Here is a 19,278-nt window from a genome sequence, read left to right on the forward strand (position 1 = left end):
AACGATGCGCCTCCTAACGTCGGCAGCATCCTATGGGTGCGCACCTTATCGAGTTGACAAACCACTCTTTAACGGTGACCTGGTCGCTGTCGTTGAGTTTAAAAATCAGATCGTTGCCGCTACGCAGCAGGATCACGTCGGTTGGAGCAATGCCAGCACCTAAGCTGAGTACGTCCTTACCATTTCGGCCTTCCGTGTAGTAAGGCTCATTGCTGCCGTACTCAAGGATGGTATCCTGACCATCGCCCAAATTGAATCGGTAAATATCGCCGGAATTGTCGCCGTAATATCCGCTGGCCACCAAGGTGTCATCGCCGGTGCCACCTTCAAAGATGTAGTGACCAGTGAGGGTATCGTTGCCGGCCCCGCCTTTCAGGGTATTCCAGCCTACCGTGTCGGTCACGGTGTCGTTGCCGTCGCCGCCATCCAATGTGTCGTCACCGTTACCGCCGTTGAGTGTGTCGCTACCCAATCCGCCCAGCAATTGGTCGTTACCATCCCCCCCATTTAACGTATCGTTACCGTCGAAGCCATTGATTAAGTCCCTGCCATTCCAGCCAGTGAGCGTGTCGGCATTGTTAGTGCCCGTGAGTGGGATCGCCATGCCACGAATAGTGTCTACTGTCCACTTGCTGCCATCGGCAAACTGCACTTCCTCGATATAACGGTCGGTACTGACAAACCACTCTTTAACGGTGACCTGGTCGCTGTCGTTGAGTTTAAAAATCAGATCGTTGCCGCTACGCAGCAGGATCACGTCGGTTGGAGCAATGCCAGCACCTAAGCTGAGTACGTCCTTACCATTTCGGCCTTCCGTGTAGTAAGGCTCATTGCTGCCGTACTCAAGGATGGTATCCTGACCATCGCCCAAATTGAATCGGTAAATATCGCCGGAATTGTCGCCGTAATATCCGCTGGCCACCAAGGTGTCATCGCCGGTGCCACCTTCAAAGATGTAGTGACCAGTGAGGGTATCGTTGCCGGCCCCGCCTTTCAGGGTATTCCAGCCCGAGGTGTCGATCAGGCTGTCATCGCCGTCGCCGCCGTCGAGGATGTCGTTGCCGCCGGCACCATTCAGGGTGTCGTTGCCGGCATTTCCAATCAACAAATCATCGCCAGCGCCGGAAGAAAAGCTATCATTTCCGTTAGTTCCCAAAAAGGTATCCTTGCCATTGGTAGCAAGGTTGTAGCCGGCCTGTTGCAGCAAACTGGTGACATTGACGGTATCCGGCAACACATTCAGCCAAGCGGCAATGGTGGATATGCCGTTCCAGCCATTCTCGTTAAGATTCTTTCCGGCATAGTGCTGCAAGTCCAAAAGATTGGTAAATGCCGTAGTTGGATCGATGTCTCTTTCGACCTCTAATTGCGCCAACATGGGTGAAAAATCCAGTTGAATACCCGTTTCGCCGACAGTCAGCGTGATCGCGTCCATATAAGGTTTCAACCGCGTCTGCATCACCAGACTTTCATAAACCGACTCTCTTAAACTGTCATAGCTGCGTTGCAGCAAGTCCTGGCTGGTGGCCCACAGGTTGACGGTGGCCGAAACGGTGCCGTCGGGCACGTTGTTGAAAGTGCGGCCATTAAAATGTTCCAGAATGGTCAACTTGCCGGCCAAGGCATTGTAGGCGGCGCTGCCGGCGGCGATACCTTGCATGCTGACGGTCAGGCCGTGGCCGGCATAGGCACCGGTAAAGGTGGCGGGCATGGCGCTGGTGTCGCTCCAGGCCTTGAGGATTTGGTCCATCAAACCGCGCTGAACCGTGCCACTGGTCGCGGCGGCAAAGTCGGTCAACAGTTGCGCCAAAGCCGGCGACAGGGTGGCCGCTTCGCGCAAGCTACGGACTTGTCCCGCGCCCTGCATGTCCGGCAAAGTGGCGACGGTGCTGGTATCGAGATGGTCGGTAAACTGGCTGTGGAAGGTGTCTTGCACCAGATTGATGTCGCCCAGGTTGCCGGTGACTTCGCCCAGAGTTCCGCTGCTGCCGTCGGTTTTGACGTAGCTGCCCAGGTCGGCCAGTTGGTTGCCGTTGGCGAGAATTTGGCTGTGCTCGCTGCTGCCGACATTGATGGCGGCGATGTTTTGGCTGCCCAGCGTGAACAGTTCGTCGGCCTGGCTGACGCCGTCCTGATTCAGGTCGCGCCATAGGCGCAGGTTGGCGAATTGGGCGTCGGTCGCATCGACTTTGCCGTCGAGGTTGGCATCCAGGTCGCGCAAGGCGTCGAAGCCGTCGGCGGCCAGTTGGCCGTTGCTTTTGACAAAGGCATCGCCGAACAGCTCGCGACCATTGTCGATTTTGCCGTTGGCGTTTTTGTCCAACACCAGGAAGGCGTCGTCGGCTCCGACCCAGCCGGTCGCGGTCTTGATGCCGTCGGCGTCGTGGTCGAAATAAATAGGATTAGTCGTATTGACGCCGGTGGTTTCCAGGCCGTTGCCGTTTAGGTCGAATACCAGAGGGTCGCGGCGGACGGGTGGGGTGGCAGATTGGGCTTGACCGTAACGCTCGGCGATGATGGCAGGGATTCTTGCTAACTCACCAGAAACAATTTGACTGTGTTCATAAAGCTTAGAAATTGCGTACTTCAGGCTATTCAATGCAACATCTAGCGGATTAAGAGTGATAACGGGGTATTGTCCAGTACTTTGTTCATTAAATTTATTAATGCTATCGGACAATATGGCTTTAATATCATTAATATAATTATCAATTTCTGAATCCTTATATCGCTCAATTAGATATTCAACGACGGCGCCAAGCGGATTTTCTGCGGAACTTGCTTGCACATTTTTTGGAATTAGATCAGGAATCGATTGCATTTCATCCGCTGAGAGCGGCGGTTCGCCAAGCTTAGCAAATTCGATATTTATTTTTTCATGTAATTGTGTGTATGTATGATTTTCTACGGGCGCGTCAGATAAAACTTCCAATACAGTTAAAGCCTCTTCCGGAGCATCTACACCAATATTTAGAATAAGTGAAATTAAATCTTTATTGGTCGCTATTTCTTGACTTGCATTTGAATTTATTATTTCTTGTTGAATTAGTGTATATCTTTCTTGATTATTCATTTAGTCGCCCTTATATATTTCGTTAAAAAGAATGAGCAAACATAAAGCAAAGCAGCTTTCAATAAAAAATTTAATAATAATGCGTGATTTTTTATATTTAAAATCTCTTTGAATTTTGTGTCATTTTTTAATTTTCCAGAAACATCATCCAATAACGTATGCACACATTCATTCATGGAGTCTTTGTCAATATATTTAGTTATCTCAGAAAAGTAATACTTTCTTTCAAATGATTCTATGAATTTGAACAACATGCCTACTGACATATCAAATAATAAAATAATCGCAAATAGCTTTATAACAATCAACGAACTAAACTTTATTTCTTTACACATGGTTTGCTTTTCCTAGGTTGTAATCGTTATCACCAAATATATTTGATATTTCCAAAAGTAATTTCATACGAATGAAGTTGTGTCTTGCAATAATGTACTTTGTTGAGTTTTTCATGTTGCCATTCTCCAAGTTTCATCATTCGCCGCCGCATCGGCCGGTACGGCGTTAAAGGTGCGGCCATTAAAATGTTCCAGAATGATCAACTTGCCGGCCAAGGCATTGTAGGCGGCGCTGCCGGCGGCGACGTTTTGGGTGTTGACGGACAGAGCATGGCCGGCGTAAAAACCGACGAAGATGGTGGTGTCCAGGTTGTAGGTGAACTGGCTGAAAAAAATATTTTGCACTAGATCGATGGAGCCCAGCTTACCGACGATCTCTCCCGGAACTCGATAACGTGCGCTAATAGGATGCTGCCGACGTAAGGAGGCGCATCGTTCGCGTTACTCGACATCTTGAATTTCATATTGTCCATTAACTCCCCAATCATTTGAATAAATGCCTTGTTTTACATACTGGTGAAAACTTGAATAAGGCCAGTCTATTACATTTTTAACATGCCCATGTTTTACAGGATTCCAATGAATATAATCAATGTGGCGATTATAATCTTCCTGATCTTCGATTAAATGCGCCCATAACCGACGCTGCCAGATTCCACGCTCGCGGCGTTTTTGACGGCTTTTCGAAATTCTTTCCCCATGGTCAATTGACCTGGAAAATCGGCCTTTCAACATATTCCATCTTACGGAGAAATTTCCGTCGTTGGGTGGCAATGTCCAAATACAATGCAAATGATCCGGTAATATAACGATGGCATCAATATGAAAAGGTTTGCGTTGTTTTACATATCGAAAGGCATTTCGCAATTCATCAATCTTGGTAATCAATAAATGATTATTCTTGCGTTCGGCAAGATTAACGGTGAAAAACCACATGGCTTTCGGTATATAAAATCGGCGATATTCTGTCATGGTGTAAATAGGACTCGACAGATGCGCCTCCTAACGTCGGCACATCCTATTTGGCGCACCTTATCGCGTTACTAATATCTGTTGATGCTTGTTTAACCAGGTTTGTAAGTTGTTCAATTGTAGGAGTTCCAGCCTGTACAATGTCGCGAAGCTGAAATTTTAATGTAGTGGAAGACAAGCCCATTTTGTTTTTCCTTATTCAATGTTTACGCGGACTAAAGCGGTATAAGGCATACTCATGCCTAGTACATCTAATGCTTCCTTAATTAACTTAAGTATTCTTTCACGAGGAACATCAAAATCATCCGGGATTTCAAGGGATAAATTATCAAAAATAATAATAGCTCCATCCACACCTTCTTCGTTCACTCCCTTATATTGCACTTTAAAAATCAATCCTTTGTCTTTTATAAAAAGACCGTATTTTCCCGGACCTTTCCTCATGTGGGAAGTTAGTGCAAAGCAAAGCATCACCGCATCACGTTCACGATCTATTATCCATTGAAAAAATACATCGTCATTTACTCCAACACTTCTAGCCAGAGCATTGGCTTTCTCAGTATCATTTTTCGATAGCCTTTCTTCATATATAAAGCTCATGATATTTCCCTTATTGAAAATTTAATTAAATCTGCATTGACGCCTGAATATTCCGCCGAACCGATTTTGCTAAAAGCCTCTTCAAATGTGTATGCCATAATCTGCTCCCTGATTTATTTAAATTCGACTTCAAAAGAAATGATATTGCCGCGCGTGGTTGTATTTGGATTGTCTCGTGTACCGCCATCGGCAAAAGGTCGAAAATAAGCCATTTCCTCAAGCCCTTTGCATATCAGTTGCTTTACCTCTTCTCGACGCAATTCAAGGCTTGGTGGTATCAGCAAGTCATACACATTCCAATGCCCTTGAATACCAACTCTGTCATCACCTTTCCCTTTTGGGTCAACATTGAACACGACTAGCTGTTCGTCCATTACCAGCGCATAATAATCCAATTGCTCTCGCCCCCCCCCAGTCAGTAAAAGCACATAGGCTCCGCATTCGCGATCAATCGTCCACCTTGAAAGCAAGTCGGTGCGAAATTCAGGTATGTATCGCGCCTGCTTTCTAAGGTTTTCGTAGTTAATAACAGCGGTGAATCTTGGTCTGTCCTGCTCAGGAATTTTTTCGTTTACAAAAGCCATAGCGATTTTCTCCGGTTAAATTTTTTCGAATCTGTTGTGAGTGTATTTTGCCGAGTGTATTGATGTTGTCATCATGCCGCTATTTTCCATATTGATTCATTCGCCGCCGTGCCAGCCGGCACGGCATTGAAGTTGCGGCCATTAAAATGTTCCAGAATGGTCAACTTGCCGGCCAAGGCATTGTAGGCGGCGCTGCCGGCGGCGACGTATTGGGTGTTGACGGTCAGAGCATGGGCGAAGATGCTGGTGTCCAGGTTGTCGGTGAACTGGCTGAAAAAGTATTTTGCACTAGATCGATGGACCCCAGCTTACCGACGATCTCTCCCGGAGTTCCGCCGATAACGATTGAGTTCAGGTTTTGCCAGTAGCGCAGGTTGGCGGATGTGAATCGATACTGATAGTGGCGTGTTCGTAGGTAGGCGAAACTTTCTGTGTAGTTTGTCGATTCCATTCGTTTCATCTGGTTAGTCTCTGAAATTGGTTGCCAGCTCGTTTGTGTTATTGGTCGTCCATTCAGCCAATAATAATTGCCGTTAGTGCATTATCGCAAATCGTTTTTTCGAGCATACCTGTCCAAAAGTCCAATCGGTGGATTGGTTTAATCCGATAACAGGTGCTGAATAAACGTTTCGTCAGCATAAAATACACCAATCAAAGCACATCATACGGTGCAATATGGTTTCATCTATTGATACTCTATATCTGTCTTATCGCGTTTTAACCCGAGAAAAATCCTGTTCTGCATCCTATTTGCTGCCAATGGCTTCTCAAGTCATTCCCAGACTATCTTTATGCCTTCCTAGCGGCTTCAGGACCTTATCCATGACCTATAGATTTGTCCATAGCGCTTCCGGGAGAGTACCCAGCGTTTTTGGTGGCATTTCCAACCGCATTGGGGTGTTGCCTGGAATCGTTGGGTAGGTTCCTGTACAGGATAGTTATTTGCCCAGCCGCGCTGGGGCGTTATCTATCGACGCCGGGAACTTCCCCAGAGCTGCTGGATAGGATTACAGCACCTCCGGGGAAGTCCCCGGCATGGCTCTTAGCAACTCTGCGACATTTAGCCGCGGAGATAGGCTCTTGAATAATCTCATACCCTTAATAAACTTAGTATATGCGTTAGTGACTGGGAGTTACTTTCGCATTTCTATCACTAATCTTTCTCTCTATATTCATCCATTACCTTGAGAATTCATTATGTCAAAATCCGATTATATTCCTCATCCCGATAATGACTTGCAGATCTGGCATGATCGCTTCAAAAATAATATTGTTACGCAGCAGGCCGTGTTGGGATTGTCGGCGGAAGACATTGCTACCATCAACTCTGACAATGAAGAATTACATGCCAAAATTGCGGCAGTTAATGCCACTGCCGCAGCGGCTCATAGTGCCATAGCGGATAAAGCCGCTAGTCGTGGTCATATTGAGAGTAATATCCGAGCCATGTCCCGCCGTATCAAAGCCCACCCTGCCTATACAGAAGCCATGGGCTCTCTATTAGGAATTATCGGTGTGGAAAATCAGATTAATTTTTCCACCTATAAACCAATCTTGAGCGCGATTGATCAAACCGGCGGCATCGTATTATTGAAATTTAACAAGTACAAAAGCGATGGCATCAATATTTATTGTCAACGTGAAGTAGATGCCGAGCTTATCTTTCTATCCCGTGTCATGATGTCACCCTTTACTGATAACCGGCCATTACTGGTCGCCAGTAAACCCGAGTTGCGCCGCTATACAGCCGTATATGTGACCGGTGACGATGAAGTCGGGCAATTCAGCGACGAACTGGTGGTCAATTGCGCGCCGTAGTTTGATCATACCTTAGCCTGCGTAGGTTCGGATTACGCCAATCTAGGCAGGCTAAATTCGTTTACCCTCTTAAGTTCCAACAATAGCTCTTTGGTCAACTGTAAAACAGGGTATGCATCGCATACCTTTATTTGATTGGAAAATATTGAAAATAGTAAGCAAGGCGTATCCTTGGCTGGCCGGGATCGGCGGCGATAGCAAGCAGCCGAGCCATTTCATTCAGGCCGGTGTCGGTGGATGCTTCGGGGGCGGTGTTTGTGGGTGCGAAGAAAGGATCATGGAGTTTGCCGCAAAAATGATTTTGAGGCTAAAGCATAGGGACCGGACTAGCCAATCTCCAGTGTTTTTTCGCCTTTCGCCTTGTGCCTTTCGTCTGTTGTTTTAATGCCAATTAGCCGCCAGTATTGGCACCAACGCGGCTTGGTAATCCGCCGGCAGACTAGTTTCCCCGGCAGCCGGCGGCGCAAAGGCGGCCATGGCGTTGACCAGATTTTCCACTTGGCTGTCCAGCAGGGTCAGGCCGTCCGACGCTATGAACTGCTCGACGTGGTTGGCCGAGCCGGTATACCAGTCCTTAACGATCAGCTTGTCGCTAGTGCCTACAATGCTGGCTTCCAGATCGTTGCCGACATGTTGAAACCAAATCTGCTCCGCAGTGACATCGGACAAAAACTGGGCTATGTCGCTATTACCTGCCGTGGCATCGTTCTCGATCACAGTATCGATGCCGTAATCGCGGCCCAACACATAAGTGTCGCTGCCTTGGCCACCGATTAATGTGTCCGTCCCCGTGCCGCCGTCCAATAAATCGTTGCCGTGCAGACCGAAGCGCAAAGCGCCATTCCACGCCATAACCACCCGGCCGGCAATCAAGTTTTCCCCATCCAATGCCGCGTTGCCATTACCGAGATCGTACTGCACGCCGATTGAATTCGCGGCTAGACTTCGGCCGTTTACCCTAATATTGTCGACATAGAGATTGCGATCCTGTATCGGATTACCAGCCATGTAACCATCGTTGGCGAAGACCACATCAACCTTGTGAGCACCGGCGCCCAATAATGCCGGATCGACACTGTAATCGGCGAAAGCTGTTGTGTTGCTTACAGCAAAAGAGGTTTTGAGTATCCCGTCGACATACACATCCATTTGCGCGGCGACACCGTCGTTCAGCAATGAGGCTTTGGCGGAAATAACCAGTTGATTCAATGGCACCGATGATGAGGTTTCGTCCATCCGGCCACCGTAAAGTATGTCGTCACCTTCCCCGCCATATAGCGCATCGTCCCCGTCATTGCCCAATAGCATATCGTTGCTCTCCTTGCCATGGAGCCGGTTACCGGCCTCATTTCCGGTCAAGTTATTATCGAGCGTATTGCCGTAACCATCGATGCTCGACGATCCCGTTAAGATCAGGTTCTCCAGATTGGCGCTCAAGGTGTAACTGATTGAGGCTTCCACGCTGTCTACACCGGCATTCGCCGCTTCGCTGACCACATCGCCGCTGTTATCGACCACATATTCATCGTTGCCTTGACCGCCTTCCATGCGATCCGCATTTAAGCCGCCGTCCAGACGATTATTTGCCGCGTTACCCAGTAAAGTGTTGTTTAGGCTATTCCCGATGGCATTAATAGCATAGGAACCGGTCAAGCTCAGATTTTCGACATTTGCCGTGCTTGTAAGGTCAAACGATAGCCGGCTTCGAATCGTGTCGAAACCGCCATCAACAGCTTCGGCCACTACATCGCCAATGTTATCGACTTCATATACATCATCGCCGAAACCGCCGCTCATGCTATCGGCGCCGGTACCGCCGTCCAACCAGTCGTTGCCTTCCAGACTGAAACGCAGGGCGCCGCCCCAAGCCATAACCACTCGGCCGGCTATCAGATTTTTGCCGTCCACTGCCGCGCTTCCGCTGCCAAGATCGTACTGCACGCCGTTTGCCATGGCGGCAATGGCCTGGCCGTTGACTTTAATATGGTCGATATAGAGATTGCGGTCCTGTATCGGGTTGCCGGCAACATACCCATCGTTGGCGAAGGCGATATCGATACGATGCCCCATGCCCAGCAAAGCCGGGTCGACGCTATAATCGGCAAAACCCTCCGTATTGGCGACATCAAAGCCGGTTTTCAATACACCGTCGACATACACCTCCATGCGAGCGGGGACGCTGTCGTTGAGCAACGCGGCTTTGGCGTGGATGACGAGCTGTTCGATTAATCTGGCTTTAGGAGTATCTTCATTGCTATCGCCGTACAAAATATCGTCGCCGGCGCTACCTTTCAAAGTGTCGTTGCCATCCAATCCATAGATGCGGTCGCTGGTATTCGTGCCGTTGATGGCCTCATCCGCCGCCGTACCTTCCAAGTCAAAACCGCGAGCCAATAGTTGCTCAAGGCTCAGCACGCTGCCGTCACTAAACCTAAAGATATTGATAGAGGAACTGTTGAAGACATCCTGCGGGTTGAAACCTTCTATATGCACTTCGTTGCCGTTGCCCAGATCAAGCATCAGCGAACCCAGTCGCAGGCTAATATCGGCCGGCGTTATCCCTGGGCCGAAGCTTATAGCGTTGTTGTCTCCCACGGCATCAACGATGGTATCGCGGCCATCGTTCAAGTTGATGATATAAATGTCGTTGCCGGTGCCACCTTCCAATAGGTCGTTACCCGCACCGCCGACTATGGCATCATCACCCGATGAGCCCTGCAAGCCATCATCGCCGGCAGTGCCGACTACGGCAGGATTTACCGTTAACGAGAAGCTATCGCTGACCGATGCGCCGAACCGATCCGTAGCGGTGACGGTAATATCGTACGAACCCGGCATATCGGCGTCGGCGATGCCGGTAAAGGTACCTGTTTCCGGATCAAAGCTTAACCAATCCCACCAAGTGGAATATCTATAGGTCAAGACATCGCCGGCATCGAAATCGACGAAGGCATCCGCCGGCAATGTGTAAGAAAACGCTATGCCGGCAAACGCTTGTTGATCGGCCAATGGATTATTCAATACCGGAGCATGTTCGGGAGACGGGCCGGCCAAGGCCAGCATTTGCGCCATTGACAGTTGGCTGCCGTCGGCGAATTCGAAAAACTCCACCCCGGTATTGAACCAACTATAAGCATCCGATCTCGGCATGACGATTTTAATGACCGAATCGGCTTGCCAACCGATATTGAGGGTTTGAAATAAAGTGGTATTGCCATCGTTGAACGGCGAAAAACTCTCGCTGCCCCAGGAAAAACCGAAATCGGACAGACTAATGCCTGATCCGAACACCAACGTATCGCCCGCCACATCGCCGCCGTAACCGGTGCCCCCATAGCCAGAATCCGAGCCGCCGTAGCCGGTATTGGAACCACCATAGCCTATGTCATACAGTAAATCCGTACCGGTATCTTCGCTATCGAAAAAGTAGCGGTCGTTGCCTGAACCACCCGCCAACAAGTCATTGCCAGCGCCGCCGAACAGCCAATCGTCGCCGTCGCCACCGCTGAGCGTGTCGTTGCCTAATTCGCCGTATAAATCGTCGAGGCCGGCTTGGCCGGTCAGAACATCCGCGCCGTCCGTTCCCAATCGTATAATGCTGAAACGATCGACCGTGGGTCGATCCGGCACGCCGGGTGATGCCAATAGCTGCTCCAGCGATATTCGGCTACCGTCGGCGAATTCGAAAAACTCGATGCCGGTATATTCCCAGTCGTTACGCTCAACGATTTGGCCGTAACCGTTCATAAACGGAGTGGACATGACCACTCTGGCGACGGCGTCTGCTTGGTAACTGATATCCAGGGTTTGAAATCGCCTTATCCGCGATTCGTCGTAACCGCCGTAGGTATAGCCGGGCAAAATTTCGTCACTCCAGGAAAAACTCAGGTCGGAAAGCGTAATGCCTTCACCAAACACGACGCTATCATTATCGAACGAGCCGCCATAAGCCACGTCGTACACCAAGTCGGTACCAGTATCGCCCTCCAGGAAATAATAACGGTCGCCGCCGCCTTCGCCACGCAGCATGTCGTTGCCCCGACCACCGATTAAGGCATCGTTAGCATAACCACCTACGATCAAATCGTCGCCCAAGCCGCCGTCCAGCAGAGTTTGGCCAGCCACATTGCCTTGGTAGCCGATCGTGATGCCGCTAGCATAGGCCTGAATCGTGTCGTTACCGCCGCCGGCATGTACCACGCCGAAGTTGCCGGAAAACCGTATGTCGTTATCGCTGTCGCCGCCATTGACAATGCCGATCTCAGCCCGATTGTCATACGCATTGATTGTCAAGGTATTCGGTAAGCTGGCCAGACTGTACAAACTCTGCGCGTTGCTGCTGGCGATGTCATACCCAGTACCATCCGCCTCGGTAATCGATGCCACCGTGGCGGTGAGTGTGGCGGTTGTGGTCGTCCGGGTATAACTCGGTGTTTGGGTATACACATACGGATTTGCAACGCTACTGACACCCAAGGCCGCCATCAGTGCCAGAGCTTCTTCGGTGGTATATAAATAATGTCCCGTGCTGGTGGTATATAACTGCGAGCTGGTTAGAGTTGGCGCCGCTTCCCAATTCACCTGCACGTTTTTCGGCTGATTGCCTGATGAATTATCCGAGTAGTTGATATGGGCGTCGTTGCTGGAATATGCCGAGACATTTAGGCCGCCCAGGCTCAGATTGTAAGAGCTCAAACTGTAATGAATACTGGTGGCGGGTATAGTCCCGGTATAACCAGTCGCGCGGGTATAACTGTCGGTTTGCTGGCTGACGCTCAATTGCAAACGGCTCATCCAACTGCCGTCGGCTTGTTGCAGCATTCCGGCAGCCTGGTAGCGCCGGTTGACTTCATCGGAGATGTGCGAATGAAATGCGTCTTGCAAACGCTCCAACTCGCTACGGCTGGCTCGATAGGCCTCGTTATCAGCCAAAATACCATTTAAGGCACGTGTGCCGCCGCTGCCGTCGGCGATTTGCCAGTCGTGCGTCAAGGCGTAGAAATTTTTCAAGCCGAGGCTGTCGGCGGCACCGGTTACACCCAGCAGCAAATCGTCGCCGATCCGGGTGCCTATCAGACGGGACACATCGAAGCCACTGATTTCAATCACCGAAGTTTGATCCACCACCTCGAAAATCCGGTCAGCGCCGCCACCCAAGGCAAAGCGATAGGTATCGGTGCCGGTCTCGCCATATAAATCGTCATCACCGCCATTGCCGATCAGTAAATCGTCGCCGGCACCGGCCATCAGGATGTCACGGTAACTGCTGCCGGCCAGGGTATCGTTGCCGCTACCGCCGGTTTGCGGGGTAATCTCCAGTGCCTGCAAGGTATCCGCCGTGACGGATTGGCCGTCGACGAAGACGAAACTTTCCACTCGTTTGGTTGGATCGTTATACCAGCCGCTGATGGTGATCGCATCGGCCAAGCCGGCTACCGTGACCGACAGATCGCCGTTGGGGCGGCGCTTGAACACGACATCGCTTAAGGAAATGCCCGCGCCGAAGCTGACCCGGTCTTGCCCGTTCAGGTTAGCGGCATCGGTTTCACGAACCGTGTCGCGGCCGTCGCCCAGCCGGTAATGGTAAACGTCCGAGCCCAGGCCGCCCTCTAATACGTCATCGCCCCGGCCACCCCACAAGCTATCGTTGCCGGCATAGCCGTACAGATTGTCGGCGCTTTGTCCTCCAAGAAGGATGTCGTCACTGTTGGTGCCGTATACGTTGCCGGTTCCGCTACCGGTGCGATAGTTAAGCAGAAAATCGGTTGTGGTCAGCCGAGTGCCGTCGGCGAATTCGAAACCAAAACTGCTGTAGCCTTGGGTGATGGTAGCCAATTCCACACCGGCCAGGCTCAAGGTCAATGCGGTTTGACCGGCAAGGGTCGAGACACTGGCGATCAGATTGCCGGGGTTGATGTCATCGCCAAAGCGAATCAGGTTTTGGCCTTGCGAGTCGGCAATCATATCCGCACCTGCGGCCGAGGTGAGTTGATAACTGTCGTCGCCACCACCACCCAGCAGCAAATCCTGGCCGGCGCCGCCGATCATGGTATCGTCACCGTCGCCGCCATTCAGTATGTCGTTGCCGGCACCACCATTCAACAGGTCGCTGCCGGCATGGCCATAGAGCTTGTCTGCGCCCAAAGCGCCGCTGAGCGTATCGTTGCCGGTGCCGCCGTATAAACTGTCGGCACCGGCCCCGCCGTAAAGACGTCCGCCACTATCATCAAGTTGTAACGATATGGCACTGGACAATTGATTGCCCACCAGCGCTTCCAAATCCAATTCGATGCCTCCGGCAAATACCAGGGTGGCATTCATGCCGTACAGAGCATTACTCAGGGTGATAGTTTCGCCGTTGTCGAGAGCGATATTGAGATCGACACCGTACTGATCGCCTTTCGACAATGCGTTGCCGGCCGCTAAGCCGCCAGCTTGGTTGAGCTGAATGAGGTTGTTGCCCAAGATGTCATTGACGGTGTCCTCAGCCGTTACATCCTGATAAATATCGTCCCCATTGCCTCCTTGCAGAATGTCCACCCCGGCACCGCCCAGCAGGGTGTCGTTGCCTTCACCGCCGTCGACGATATCGTTGCCGTCGCCGCCATCTAGATAATCGCCTCCGGCATCGCCTCTGAGCTGGTCGTCGTCCGCACCGCCGAAGATTAGATCGTCGCCCGATTCGCCAAACAGATAATCCATTCCGGCGCCACCCAACAAGGTATCATTTTTGCCGCCGCCGTGCAGGGTATCGCTGCCGTCGCCGCCGTCGAGATAATCATCGCCTTCGTCCGCCTCCAGAGTGCCGTTGTGGTCGCCGGCCAATATGTCGTCGCCGAGGCCGCCGAACAAGGCATCACTGCCGCCACCGCCCAATAGTTTATCGTTGCCGGCGCCGCCGTCCAGATAATCGTTACCGTCGTTCAAGGGACTATCCACCCCGGCATTGCCGTACAGTTCGTCGTCGCCATCGCTACCCAACAGAGTGTCGCCGTCTTCGCCGCCGAACAAGACATCGTTACCGACGCCGCCATCCAGCATGTCGCGGCCTTGATTGCCAAATATCCAGTCGTTACCCGCCCCTCCGTAAAGTATATCGGTGCCGCCTACGGGATTACCATCGGCATTGGCATTAGTGTAAGCCAGCGAATAGATTGTGTGGTTATTGCTGGTGGTGGTTGAGCGCGAAACGTCCCAGCCTTGGCTAGCGCTGCCGGTCTGATCACCGAACAAGTTATCGTCACCGCCGCCGCCAAAAATTAGATCGGCTCCGTTGCCGCCCAGCATCAAATCGTTGCTGCCCTCGCCCAGTAAAGTGTCGTCGCCTTCTCCGCCGTACAACCAGTCGCCGCGCAGGCCGGTGGCCGCTTGGCTATCGGCTTGTGCCAAGGCATCCGCCACGCTTATTTCCGCTTCGGCATACAACAAGTCGTTGCCGCTGCCGCCGTTTAAGACGTCGCTAGCGGCGCCGCCCTCTAATACATCGTTGCCGCCGCGAATAGCCTCCAGAATATCGTCGCCGCCAAAGCCTTGTAGCTTGTCGTTGCCGGTGCTGTCGTACAGCGTATCCAGGCGGTCGGAATCGGGCTGGTCAGGATCGGTAATTAGGTTGCCGAGAGCGTCGTAACCGAGCTGAATACCGTCGGCATTAGAGTCTTGATCGAGGGGCTTAAGGTCGCCGACGATAGCGGAATTAGTGTCCACCGTTCCGGGTGTGACGGTGAAAATACCGAAATCGCCCGATTGCCAGTCATCGCCGAGAATGATTTCCGAGCCGTCTTCGGTGACCACTCGCCAGGGGGAATGGTGGGTTACCGTGATCGTACTGCTGCCAATGGTCTGCTGCCAGACGCCGGGCGAGGTTTCGATGAAAGCACCTACAACGAAGAGAGTTTGATCTGGGCCGCCATTTATTTGTATGACGCCGTCCTTGTCTTCGTCGATTATAGTGTCATTGCCGTCGCCGGTGTTCCAGACGTAGGTATCGTGGCCGTTTCCACCGATCAGAATGTCGTCGCCTTTGCCGCCGGTCAGGGTATCGTTGCCGTCTTCGCCGATGAGAATGTCGTTCGAATCAATCTCGTTGCCGTTCTGGTCTTTCTGCCGCGCGTTCAGTTCCGCATTGTGTTGAGGATCGAGAGTCTGGCTGGCATTATTGCGGTTAGGGTCTAGGTAAATCGACAGCGGGCCATAGCTGGAGAGATCGATTCCGGCAAGACTGGAGTATTGGGTTTGCAGGTCGGCGATTAGGGCATCGCGAGCGGGGGTTAGGGCTTCTAGCAGGCTAGGTACTACTACATTGTTGATCTGAGCTGCCTGCAAATCGGCAAGAGCATCATCTATCAGATTACTGTACTGATCTTCATAGGACAGCATTTTGACTCGATGTAAATCAAGCATTCGGTACGCATCCAATGCTTCTTTAAGTTTTTCTTCTGGCGTTGCGGTGGCGGTTGTGAGGCAAAATAAAGAGGACTCAATGTAACGCCGCTTTCCGTGATCCTGATCTAAATTGGATTCATAGCGGATTTGATACCAAGCTTCCGCTCTATTACCGGCTTTCAGCGCTGCTTTGAGTCCGGGGCCATAAACACCGGTGTATTCCGCAGAGACTAATGCAACGAGTTCTTGGCTATAGTCGATATTGGCTGAATTCTTGACGCTGTTGGTGTGGTTGGCGGATTCCAGCGCAAACACTGTCTGGATTTGGTCTTCCGTCATAGCGAAGGGTTTACCTAAAACAGCATCAAAGGCATGTTGCAATGCATTGTCACGACCAGCTTTGGTAGGCAAATTACGTATCGACATATCATTGATAACATTTATCAAATTGCTACGAACTGTCGTATCGGAAATACCCATCGCATCGAATACTTCATTTCTAACTTTTTCAACCGTCAAGTTGAACCCAATTCCTATGGTTGGAATGTGAGTATCATGCGTATCGCAGTATGGTTTTGGTGCATTTTTCTCTAATTGCGCCAATAAACGAAACAGAAAATCTTGATATAATTCAACGGTAATGTTGTTAGTATTTTCAATGCTCATAAATATACATTCCTCTAAAAGAATAAATGTTTAAGCCAATAAATTACTTACTGATTGTTATCTTGTGAAAATGCGTTTTACCTGTTTCCTTAATATCTCTGTAAAACTCGACGACATCAACATAACTTTGTATATCCTCAGGAAAAGCGAATTGCAGATACTCCAGATCATTAGGGCAGGTGTTTTCAATTAACCTGATTTTTATAATGTCATAAAATCGTTTTTGCGGGACATTACGGAGTGTTTTATATTGTCCATAAAAAGTGTTGTCACGATTTCTAGAAATAATTTGATATCGGCCTTCACAACCAGGATCATCTTTTTCCTTGCCCCAGGAAATTTTTTCATTGTTTATTATTACTGTTCCGTATCTATTACTTTCAGTACCATCTTTCCAAACGCCAATCAATCTATTTTCTTCTGCATCAAATTCGTTCTTCTTATGAATGTGGAGCCACCCATTGATATCCGAATTGCGATCATATTCAACCACGTCGGCATATCTTGGTATATCAGTCGGAAAGGCGAACTGCAAATACTTCGTGTTAATAGGACAAGTATTTTCAATCAACTTGATTTTGATAATATTATAGAATCGCTTCTGGGGTAACGAATGGTACGTTTTATCTTGCCCAGGAAAGGAATCAGCATAATCTTTTGAGACTATTTCATAACTTCCTTCGCAGCCTGGGTCAGATTTTTCTTTACCCCAAGAAATACTGTCTTTATAAATCATCATCGTTCCGTATATCGCGTGCACCGCTCTGTCACCACCTTCCCAAACACCAATTAACATATTTTCAGGATTACCTATATCTGCAAAAACAGCTTTATATGACACAACTAAAATCAAGTCCGTAAGGCACAATAACCAACGAGCATTGCGCCGTATTTCTGTTCGTGGCGTATTATTCAAATTCATATAAATCTCCGTCAGTTCCAGCCCAATTTAAAGGATAGACGTTCTGCTCAACCCATGAAAAATAGGGAGGCAGCCCATATTTTCCGATGATTTTCTATTTTCTAATGAAGCCCAAACAGTTTCTGTGTTATTTCACGCAGAATGCACAAGGTATTTAACGCACTTTTTACACTTACATCCTTTCTAAGCGGCTAGTTTGCATACTTATCAGTTTATTGATCTTGTTTTCAGCAAATCTCATACCGAAACCAGGAAACCGCAGCAGCCATTTAAATTGCGGTGTTAAACGCTCTTTCCTATTTTGCCTTGTTCAACGGAATTGCCCGCCCTCCTATTCGCCCTTCAGTTTTATGAATCAAATCCTGTTTTTTTGCAAAATGGGTGTGAATATGCCGATCGACTGCAATAGCCGCGACATTACAGATAACTACCGCACTTCGGTTTGCTCGTTTGCTTTACGATCCGGCAAGAGTTCTTCTATCATCCGCACCGTCTGATTCAACGTTTGCTCTGGATTAAAGCCGGCATGGCGCTGGGCAAATGCCCTGGCTTGTTGCCGATAAGCGGGGGTGTGTAGTGCCTGTTCCAGCAGTTCGCTAAATTGTGTTTCATTACGAGTTTGCTTGGCGGCTATTCCGGCACCGATTGTTTCGACGCAACGGCTCATCAAATATTGTTCGACGTTTTGCGGCAGCAATAGCATCGGCACCCCGGCCAGCAGACAGGTGTTTACCGTACCGGCTCCGGCATAGGACACGGCCAAATCGGCCGATTGCAACAGGCCGTTGTTCAATGCAATGGGTTGGGTATGGAGACGAAAACGATTGGTTGCAAGCGCTTCGGCTTGGCTGCGGCGGATGCCCGGCGCGATAACGATGACTTCCGCCGCTTGTTTGGATAAGGCCCGCAACAAGAGTTCGAAGCCCGGCAGGCTGGGTCTTAGGTAAGCGAATATGTGCGGTTTGTCCGGCTCGCGCCAGCTCTCCTGTTGTCCGCTGAAGTCGGTGGATAGAGGGCCGTCGTAATTCTGACCGTCGCGCACACCGTAGTGGTCCAGTTCGGCAAAGCTAGCCAGCATGATGCTGGCATAGCGGAACAACTCGCTTATGCGTTGCAATTTGGGCCTGCCGGATGACACGGTTAAGGGATTCAGGCGATCCAACACCTTTTCCTCGGCCTGTTGCAAGCGGTCGAGCCCGATGTTGTCCCAGGGACGGATCGAAGGCAGTGGCGAGCGGTCCGGCGGTATTTCAAAGCCGGTGCCTATCACTGCCGCCGGTAATCCGGCCAAATAGGCGGCGAACAGCGCGGTTGGGGCATGATCAATGACGACGCTGTCGGCGCGCAACAAACGTATCAGGCTTAGCCAGCCGCGGACCATGCCGCATAAGGTGGGCGGATCGGCATATCCCGAGGCCAACAGGATTTCGGCGTAATTGGCCGGCGGTTGGACCGGACGCCGGTTTGCCGTGTCGAATGGCGCCTGGGTATAGGCAAAGCCGAGAGGTTCCAAAAGCCGTGCGGCTATGGTGGTATCGCGCACGGCAAAAAAGACCGCGTGACCTTGTTTGCGCAATTTTTCGGCAATCGGTAGTTGACGGGTCAGATGGCCGTAATTGGCGCCCAATTCCCAAGCGAACAAGATTCGGCTCATTTCAATAACACTTTGGTAGTCCTAGAATAAGGATTACAACCCAAACGAAACGGCCAAGGATCTAAAAAAACAAGGCGTCGCATAGGCTGATAGACACTTCTTCGGCTTCAGTGTAACCAGTCTTTCGTCATACTGGTTGGGCAATTTCGGCAATCAGGACTATTGTCGCCGATGGGAAATTAGATGACAGTCGGAAAGTTGTTTTGATCGACGGCGTGCTGAAGCTGAAATCCGCCCAGCCAGATGCGGTTTACGCCAAACCGTGACAAGCC

Annotated in this window: 10 protein-coding genes; 1 reads left to right on the forward strand and 9 read right to left on the reverse strand. The window is 50.3% G+C overall.

The genetic code is table 11. The features are described from left to right. Nucleotides 1–13 precede the first annotated feature (13 nt). From IVG45_RS06005 to IVG45_RS06030, 6 genes are all read right to left on the reverse strand, one after another. Nucleotides 14–2,599: a calcium-binding protein gene (locus tag IVG45_RS06005; protein ID WP_196436971.1), complete on the reverse strand. Its 2,586-nt coding sequence runs from the start codon at nt 2,597–2,599 to the stop codon at nt 14–16. A gap of 470 nt (nt 2,600–3,069) precedes the next feature. After that, nucleotides 3,070–3,408, reverse strand: coding sequence for a hypothetical protein (locus tag IVG45_RS06010; protein WP_196436972.1), 339 nt, complete (start codon nt 3,406–3,408; stop codon nt 3,070–3,072). Nucleotides 3,409–3,519: 111 nt separating this feature from the next. Next, nucleotides 3,520–3,753 (reverse strand): hypothetical protein, encoded by a 234-nt coding sequence (locus IVG45_RS06015; RefSeq protein ID WP_196436973.1) that lies wholly within the window; start codon nt 3,751–3,753, stop codon nt 3,520–3,522. Between the two features lie 96 nt (nt 3,754–3,849). Next, complete coding sequence (locus IVG45_RS06020; protein ID WP_196436974.1) at nt 3,850–4,380, reverse strand: REP-associated tyrosine transposase; 531 nt, start codon at nt 4,378–4,380, stop codon at nt 3,850–3,852. Between the two features lie 195 nt (nt 4,381–4,575). Beyond that, nucleotides 4,576–4,980, reverse strand: a complete 405-nt coding sequence (locus tag IVG45_RS06025; protein ID WP_196436975.1) for a hypothetical protein — start codon at nt 4,978–4,980, stop codon at nt 4,576–4,578. 113 nt (nt 4,981–5,093) lie between these two features. Beyond that, a complete protein-coding gene (locus tag IVG45_RS06030) occupies nt 5,094–5,564 on the reverse strand; it encodes a hypothetical protein (protein WP_196436976.1) in 471 nt (156 codons plus the stop codon). A 1,197-nt stretch (nt 5,565–6,761) separates the two neighbouring features. Here IVG45_RS06030 and IVG45_RS06035 point away from each other — a divergent pair. Further along, nucleotides 6,762–7,382: a hypothetical protein gene (locus IVG45_RS06035; protein ID WP_196436977.1), complete on the forward strand. Its 621-nt coding sequence runs from the start codon at nt 6,762–6,764 to the stop codon at nt 7,380–7,382. A gap of 381 nt (nt 7,383–7,763) precedes the next feature. On the opposite strand, the gene IVG45_RS22875 is transcribed toward IVG45_RS06035, so the two are convergent. From IVG45_RS22875 to IVG45_RS06105, 3 genes are all read right to left on the reverse strand, one after another. After that, complete coding sequence (locus IVG45_RS22875; RefSeq protein WP_230874772.1) at nt 7,764–16,430, reverse strand: carbohydrate-binding domain-containing protein; 8,667 nt, start codon at nt 16,428–16,430, stop codon at nt 7,764–7,766. A 43-nt stretch (nt 16,431–16,473) separates the two neighbouring features. Beyond that, a complete protein-coding gene (locus tag IVG45_RS06100) occupies nt 16,474–17,352 on the reverse strand; it encodes a hypothetical protein (RefSeq protein ID WP_196436978.1) in 879 nt (292 codons plus the stop codon). 427 nt (nt 17,353–17,779) lie between these two features. Beyond that, a complete protein-coding gene (locus IVG45_RS06105) occupies nt 17,780–19,006 on the reverse strand; it encodes a glycosyltransferase (RefSeq protein ID WP_196436979.1) in 1,227 nt (408 codons plus the stop codon). Nucleotides 19,007–19,278: the final 272 nt, after the last annotated feature.

This window comes from Methylomonas sp. LL1 (assembly GCF_015711015.1).
Classification (GTDB): domain Bacteria; phylum Pseudomonadota; class Gammaproteobacteria; order Methylococcales; family Methylomonadaceae; genus Methylomonas.

Coding starts and splice junctions, on each gene's coding strand:
- IVG45_RS06010 (WP_196436972.1), bottom strand. CDS start 3,408: ATGTGTAAAGAAATAAAGTTTAGTTCGTTGATTGTTATAAAGCTATTT.
- IVG45_RS06020 (WP_196436974.1), bottom strand. CDS start 4,380: ATGACAGAATATCGCCGATTTTATATACCGAAAGCCATGTGGTTTTTC.
- IVG45_RS06025 (WP_196436975.1), bottom strand. CDS start 4,980: ATGAGCTTTATATATGAAGAAAGGCTATCGAAAAATGATACTGAGAAA.
- IVG45_RS06030 (WP_196436976.1), bottom strand. CDS start 5,564: ATGGCTTTTGTAAACGAAAAAATTCCTGAGCAGGACAGACCAAGATTC.
- IVG45_RS06035 (WP_196436977.1), top strand. CDS start 6,762: ATGTCAAAATCCGATTATATTCCTCATCCCGATAATGACTTGCAGATC.
- IVG45_RS22875 (WP_230874772.1), bottom strand. CDS start 16,430: ATGAGCATTGAAAATACTAACAACATTACCGTTGAATTATATCAAGAT.
- IVG45_RS06100 (WP_196436978.1), bottom strand. CDS start 17,352: ATGAATTTGAATAATACGCCACGAACAGAAATACGGCGCAATGCTCGT.
- IVG45_RS06105 (WP_196436979.1), bottom strand. CDS start 19,006: ATGAGCCGAATCTTGTTCGCTTGGGAATTGGGCGCCAATTACGGCCAT.